Raw genomic sequence first — 5,442 nt, 5'->3', positions numbered from 1 at the left:
GCCACGGCGGCTACGGCGGCCCGGCCGGCCACGGCGCCTGGGGTGGCGGCGGCTGGGGCGGGCCCCCGCCCGCGGCCAAGCCCGGGGTGATCCCGCTGCGCCCGCTCGGCGTCGGCGAGATCCTCGACGGCGCCGTCTCCACGATGCGCGCCCACTGGCGCACCGTCCTCGGCATCTCCCTCACCGTCGCCGTGCTCACCGAGATCGTCGTCGTCCTGCTCCAGGGCTTCGTCCTCAACGGCCGCATCGACACCTCCGCCCTGGAGGACCCCAGTGCCTCGCTCGGCGAACTCACCCGCGCCATGGGCGACGCCCTGCTCAGCTACGGCGCGATCTCGCTGATCTCCCTCATCGGCACGATCGTGGCGACGGCCCTGCTCACCACCGTCACCAGCCGCGCCGTGCTCGGCAGGTCCGTGACCACCGGCGAGGCATGGCGCGACGCCCGGCCGCAGCTCGCCCGGCTGTTCGGCCTGATCTTCCTGCTGCTGCTCATCACCTTCGGCGTCGTCGCCGTCGGCGTCCTGCCCGGCATCCTCGTGGCGGCCTCCGGAGCCGGCGAGGCGGGCGCGGCGCTCACCGTCCTCGGCAGCCTGTGCACCGTCGTCGTGGCGCTCTGGCTGATGATCCGCTTCTCGCTCGCCTCGCCGGCACTGATGCTGGAGAAGCAGGGCATCGTGAAGTCGATGGGCCGCTCCGCGAAGCTGGTACGCGGCTCCTGGTGGCGGGTCTTCGGCATTCAGCTGCTGGCCATGCTCATCGCGAGCATCCTCGCCTCGATCATCGCCATCCCGTTCGCCTTCCTCGCCGGCGCCCTCAGCAGCGAAGGCGTGAGCGGCCTCCTCGAAGGCAGCGGCGACCTCGGCTGGACCTTCCTCATCATCAGCGGCATCGGTTCGGTGATCGGCTCCATGATCACCTTCCCGATCTCGGCGGGCGTGACCGTGCTCCTCTACATCGACCAGCGCATCCGCCGCGAGGCCCTCGACCTCGAACTCGCCCGCGCCGCAGGCGTCCAGGGCTACGGATCCGAGACCCCGGGGAGCTGAACCGGTGAGCCTGGCGGGGGGAGTTCTCACCACGCTGCCGCGCGCCGCCGTACGGGTGTCCGCCCGCGTCGGCGACGCGGCGGCGCCGCTGCGGGCGCGCTCCGACGACGAGCCGCCGCTGACGATCCCGCGCGATCCCGCGCGGGAGGCGGCCCGCCGCGAACTGTCGAAGCGGATGTACCACGAGAACGACCCCGGCCTGGTCCAACGCGCCCTCGACGCCTTCTGGGACTGGGTCGGCGATCTCCTCGGCAGCGCCTCGTCGTTGACACCGGGAGGCCCACTCGGCCTGGTGGTCGTCATTCTCGCCGTCCTGGCCGTCGTCGGCGCCCTGTGGTGGCGCCTGGGCACTCCCCGCCGGCAACCCGTCTCCTCCGCCGCCCTGTTCGAGGACCGCCCGCGCAGCGCCGCCGAACACCGCGCGGCCGCCGAGGCGCACGCCGCGCAGGGCCACTGGAACCAGGCCGTCCAGGAACGCATGCGAGCCATCGTGCGCTCCCTGGAGGAGCGAGCCCTCCTGGACATCCGCCCCGGCCGCACCGCCGACGAGGCGGCCGCGGAAGCCGGACGCGCCCTGCCCGCCCACACCGACCGACTGCGCTCCGCAGCACGGGACTTCGACGACGTCACATACGGCGGCCGGGCGGCGGCCGAACCCTCGTACCGGCGCATCGCCGAACTCGACCGGGACCTGGACCGCGCCAAACCCCTGCTCACCACCACCAGCCCCCACAGCGCGGCCCACAACGCCCGCCAGGGAGCCGCCGAATGACCACCGAGGCCGGCACGCACCCGGCGACTTCGGTCTCGCCCACCACCCGCCAGATCTGGACCCGCACCCAAGGCATCGCCCTCGCCCTGGTCCTCCTCCTCGCGGGCGCCGTCGCCATCGCCGTGATCCGCTCCGACACCCGGCACGGCGCCCTCGACCCCCGCTCCGTCGACCCCCAGGGCAGCCGTGCCGTCGCCGAACTCCTCGCCGAACGAGGCGTGTCCACCCGCGTGGTCACCACCCTCGACGAGGCCCGCTCGGCAACCGGCCCCGACACCACCCTCCTGGTCGCGGTACCCGACCTGCTGACGGAACGTCAACAGAGCGCGCTGCACTCCGCGACCGCGGACACCGGCGGACGCACCCTCCTCGTCGCACCCGGCAGCCCGTCCGTCGAACGCCTCGCCCCCGGAGTCGTCGCCGACCCCGCCCGGAGCCCGGACTCCACCCTCCGGCCCGACTGCGACCTGCCCGAGGCGGAGCGCGCGGGCCCGGCCGACACCGGCGGCATCCGCTACACCACGATCCACCTCCAGGCCGCCTCCTGCTACCCGAGCGAGCGCCTGGCGACCCTCCTGCACATCCCCGACCCCTCCGGCAGCGGCGACACCGTCGTCCTCGGCGCGCCCGACATCCTCCTCAACGACCGCCTCGACGAGCACGGCAACGCCTCGCTCGCCCTCCAACTCCTCGGCTCCCGCCCCCATCTGGTCTGGTACCTCCCCTCGCTCACCGACTCCACCGCGGCCGGCACCGAGGACGAGCGCGGTGTGTTCGACCTGCTCCCCGCGGGCTGGCTGTGGGGCACACTCCAGCTGTTCATCGCGGCGGCCCTGGCCGCCCTGTGGCGGGCACGCAGACTTGGCCCCCTGGTGCCCGAAAGACTCCCCGTCGCGATCCGCGCCTCCGAAACCGTCGAAGGCCGCGCCCGCCTCTACCGCAAGGCGAACGCCCGCGACCGCGCGGCCGCCGCTCTCCGCTCCACCACCCGCACCCGCCTCGCCCCCCTCGTAGGCGTCCCCGTCGCCCAGGCCCACGCGCCCGAAGCCCTGCTCCCCGCCCTGTCCGCCCACCTCCACGGCGACGGACAGTCCCTGCACGCCCTCCTCTTCGGCCCACCGCCCCGCGACGACGCGGCCCTCGTCTCCCTCGCCGACCAACTCGACGCCCTCGAAAGAGAGGTACGCCGTCCATGATGGACCCGACCACTGACAACGCCGCGCCGAGCGGGGACCGGCCCGATTCCCGGGCCTCCCTGGAAGCCCTGCGCGCGGAGATCGCCAAAGCCGTGGTCGGCCAGGACCCCGCCGTAACCGGCCTCGTCGTCGCCCTCCTGTGCCGTGGACACGTCCTCCTCGAAGGAGTCCCCGGCGTCGCCAAGACCCTCCTCGTCCGCGCCCTCGCCTCCGCGCTGGAACTGGACACCAAGCGCGTCCAGTTCACCCCCGACCTGATGCCGAGCGACGTGACCGGCTCCCTGGTCTACGACGCCGGCACCGCCCGGTTCTCCTTCCAGCCCGGCCCGGTCTTCACCAACCTCCTGCTCGCCGACGAGATCAACCGCACGCCGCCCAAGACCCAGTCCTCCCTCCTCGAAGCCATGGAGGAACGCCAGGTCACGGTCGACGGCACGCCCCGCCCGCTCCCCGAGCCGTTCCTGGTCGCGGCCACCCAGAACCCGGTCGAGTACGAGGGCACCTACCCCCTCCCCGAAGCCCAGCTGGACCGTTTCCTCCTCAAGCTGACGATCCCCCTGCCCTCCCGCCAGGACGAGATCGCCGTCCTCACCCGCCACGCCGAGGGCTTCGACCCCCGCGACCTGAAGGCCGCCGGCGTACGCCCCGTAGCGGGCGCCGCCGACCTCGAAGCCGCCCGCGCGGCCGTCGCCAAGACCACGGTCTCCCCGGAGATCACGGCCTACGTCGTCGACATCTGCCGGGCCACCCGCGAATCGCCGTCCCTCACCCTCGGCGTCTCCCCGCGCGGAGCCACCGCCCTGCTGGCCACCGCCCGCGCCTGGGCCTGGCTCACCGGCCGCGACTACGTCATCCCCGACGACGTGAAGGCCCTGGCGCTCCCCACCCTGCGGCACCGCGTGCAACTCCGCCCGGAGGCCGAGATGGAGGGCGTGACGGCCGACTCCGTCATCAACGCGATCCTCGCCCACGTCCCCGTCCCGCGCTGATGGCACTCACCGGACGCACCGCGCTCCTCGCGGCCCTCGGCTCCCTCCCCGTCGGCATCTGGGAACCGAGCTGGGCCGGCATCCTCGCCGTCAACGCCCCCCTCGCGGTGGCCTGCGCCTGCGACTTCGCCCTCGCCGCCCCCGTACGCCGACTCGGCCTCACCAGATCCGGCGACACCTCAGCGCGCCTGGGCGAGACCGCCGAGGTCACCCTGACCGTCGCCAACCCCTCCGGCCGCCCCCTGCGCGCCCACCTCCGGGACGCCTGGCCACCGAGCAGCTGGGAGCCCGGCACGGAGGTCGCCGCCTCGCGCCACCGGCTCACGGTCCCGCCGGGCGAACGCCGTCGCGTCACCACCCGTCTGCGCCCCACCCGCCGGGGCGACCGCGAGGCCGACCGCGTGACGATCCGCTCCTACGGCCCCCTCGGCCTCCTCACCCGCCAGGGAACCCACAAGGTCCCGTGGACGGTAAGGGTCCTGCCGCCGTTCACCAGCCGCAAGCACCTCCCCTCCAAACTGGCCCGCCTGCGCGAACTCGACGGCCGCACCAGCGTCCTGACCCGAGGCGAGGGAACGGAGTTCGACAGCCTCCGCGAGTACGTCCCCGGCGACGACACCCGCTCCATCGACTGGCGCGCCACGGCCCGTCAGTCCACGGTCGCCGTACGCACCTGGCGTCCCGAACGCGACCGCCACATCCTCCTGGCCCTCGACACCGGTCGCACCTCGGCAGGCCGAGTCGGAGACGCCCCCCGCCTGGACTCCTCGATGGACGCGGCCCTTCTCCTCGCCGCGCTCGCCTCCCGAGCGGGCGACCGAGTCGATCTCCTCGCCCACGACCGCCGCGTACGCACCCTGGTGCAGGGCCGCACCGCGGGCGATGTATTGCCGTCGCTGGTCAACGCCATGGCCACGCTGGAACCCGAACTGGTCGAGACGAACGCCCGCGGCCTGGCCTCCGCCGTGCTGCGCACGGCACCCCGCCACGCCCTCGTCGTCCTCTTCACCAGCCTCGACGCGGCCCCCATCGAAGAGGGTCTCCTGCCGGTCCTCCCGCAGTTGACCCGGCGCCACACGATCCTGGTGGCATCTGTGGCGGACCCGCGTGTCGCCTCCATGGCGACAGCCCGCGGCAGCACCGATTCCGTCTACGCGGCCGCAGCGGCGGCCCAGGCCCAGAACGAACGCCATCGCACAGCCGAGCAGCTCCGCCGGCACGGCGTCACCGTCGTCGACGCGACACCGGATGAATTGGCCCCAGCACTGGCGGACGCCTATCTGGCCCTGAAGACAGCGGGCCGACTCTGAGAGATGAGGGGGCCCTGGAAAGAAGGGGCCTAAACGCAGAAAACCCCCGACCGGTATCCCCGGCCGGGGGTTTTCTCAATATTTGTTCGGCGGCGTCCTACTCTCCCACAGGGTCCCCCCTGCAGT

At 73.4% G+C, this 5,442-nt stretch carries 5 protein-coding genes; all 5 read left to right on the top strand.

Annotation, left to right across the window (positions count from 1 at the left end; genetic code table 11):
• A partial coding sequence (locus AB0E07_RS39735; RefSeq protein ID WP_362263341.1) for a hypothetical protein occupies positions 1–1,049 on the top strand: 1,049 nt, incomplete at its 5' end.
• Positions 1,050–1,053: 4 nt separating this feature from the next.
• Positions 1,054–1,821 (top strand): DUF4129 domain-containing protein, encoded by a 768-nt coding sequence (locus tag AB0E07_RS39730; RefSeq protein WP_362263338.1) that lies wholly within the window; start codon positions 1,054–1,056, stop codon positions 1,819–1,821.
• Positions 1,818–3,017 (top strand): DUF4350 domain-containing protein, encoded by a 1,200-nt coding sequence (locus tag AB0E07_RS39725; RefSeq protein WP_362263336.1) that lies wholly within the window; start codon positions 1,818–1,820, stop codon positions 3,015–3,017. The genes AB0E07_RS39730 and AB0E07_RS39725 overlap by 4 nt, the downstream gene beginning before the upstream one ends.
• Positions 3,017–4,006 (top strand): MoxR family ATPase, encoded by a 990-nt coding sequence (locus AB0E07_RS39720; RefSeq protein WP_362263333.1) that lies wholly within the window; start codon positions 3,017–3,019, stop codon positions 4,004–4,006. Before AB0E07_RS39725 ends, AB0E07_RS39720 begins: the two co-directional genes overlap by 1 nt.
• The gene (locus tag AB0E07_RS39715) at positions 4,006–5,316 is read left to right on the top strand and encodes a DUF58 domain-containing protein (RefSeq protein ID WP_362263330.1); all 1,311 of its coding nucleotides are present in this window, start codon (positions 4,006–4,008) and stop codon (positions 5,314–5,316) included. Before AB0E07_RS39720 ends, AB0E07_RS39715 begins: the two co-directional genes overlap by 1 nt.
• Positions 5,317–5,442: the final 126 nt, after the last annotated feature.

This window comes from Streptomyces sp. NPDC048002, from assembly GCF_040653275.1.
Lineage (GTDB): Bacteria > Actinomycetota > Actinomycetes > Streptomycetales > Streptomycetaceae > Streptomyces.
This window is presented reverse-complemented; position numbering and strand designations above follow the sequence as displayed.

What these genes read in the sequence shown, in the direction of transcription:
- AB0E07_RS39725 (WP_362263336.1), top strand. Translation starts at nt 1,818, where the DNA reads ATGACCACCGAGGCCGGCACGCACCCGGCGACTTCGGTCTCGCCCACC.
- AB0E07_RS39720 (WP_362263333.1), top strand. Translation starts at nt 3,017, where the DNA reads ATGGACCCGACCACTGACAACGCCGCGCCGAGCGGGGACCGGCCCGAT.
- AB0E07_RS39715 (WP_362263330.1), top strand. Translation starts at nt 4,006, where the DNA reads ATGGCACTCACCGGACGCACCGCGCTCCTCGCGGCCCTCGGCTCCCTC.